The 1,032-nt window shown below is 67.4% G+C and carries 1 protein-coding gene; it reads left to right on the top strand.

Translation table 11 applies throughout. The features are described 5' to 3' along the window. Window positions 1-172: 172 nt before the first annotated feature. On the top strand, window positions 173-1,032 hold an 860-nt coding region (locus ACESMD_RS11120; RefSeq protein ID WP_372613129.1), incomplete at its 3' end, for an NADP-dependent oxidoreductase.

The following is a 1,032-nucleotide window of genomic DNA, read 5'->3' as shown; positions in this document are numbered from 1 at the left end:
CTGACACCGGCAGATCAACACCACCAGGGACGCCATCGCGTGGAATCTTCCTGGCACACCTGTGCTCAAGGGCTTCGGCGACTACGCATCCTCCGCCTCGAGGGGATTGGCCTGCGCACGCCACTGCATTAGACTGGTCGTCTACTCACCGAAGCGAAGGAGCCCCACCACGATGCAATCCCGCTACTTCACCATCAACGACATCCCCCAGGGCACGCCGGATCGCGAGCTGTTCGAACTGCACGAAGCCGAGCTGCCGGCACTGGCAGAGGGCGAGGTGCGCATCCGCAACACCTGGCTGTCGGTAGACCCCTACATGCGCGGGCGCATGAGCGGCGTGAAGACCTACATCGACCCATTCGTCATCGGTGAGCCCCTGGAAGGCGCCGCCGTGGGCGAAGTGATCGAATCGCGGGATGCGCGTCTGGCCGTGGGCGACAAGGTCCGGCACATGGCCGGCTGGCGGGACATCGCCCAGCAGCCGGGCGACCAGGTGGAGACGCTGCCGGGCATCGAAGTACCGGAGCAGGCCTATCTCGGCGTGCTCGGTATGCCGGGCATGACCGCCTGGACGGGCCTGAACCGGATCGCCGAGATGCGCGACGGCGATAACGTGCTGGTCAGCGGCGCCGCCGGCGCGGTGGGCTCGCTGGCCGTGCAGCTGGCCAAGGCCAAGGGCGGCACCGTGGTCGGCATCGCCGGGGCGCCCGAGAAGCTCGAATGGCTGGAGTCCCACGGCGTCAAGGCGGTGAGCTACCGCGACAGGGACGCCCAGCAGCTGACCGAGGCGCTCAAGGCGGCCTGCCCGGAGGGCTTCGATGTCTACTACGAGAACGTCGGCGGCGTCTGCCTGGAAGCGGCCCTCAACACCCTGCGCACCAACGGTCGCATCGCCGTCTGCGGGATGATCGCCCGCTACAACGCCGAGGGGCCGATGCCGGGACCGAGCAACCTGCCCATGGTGCTGATCAAGCGCCTGCGCATGCAGGGCTTCATCATCTTCGACCACTGGGCCGACTATCCGCGCTTCCT

It is taken from the genome of Halomonas sp., from assembly GCF_041689495.1.
GTDB lineage: Bacteria > Pseudomonadota > Gammaproteobacteria > Pseudomonadales > Halomonadaceae > Halomonas.
The sequence above is the reverse complement of the archived record's forward strand: the minus strand, read 5'-3'. Positions and strand labels throughout refer to the sequence as shown.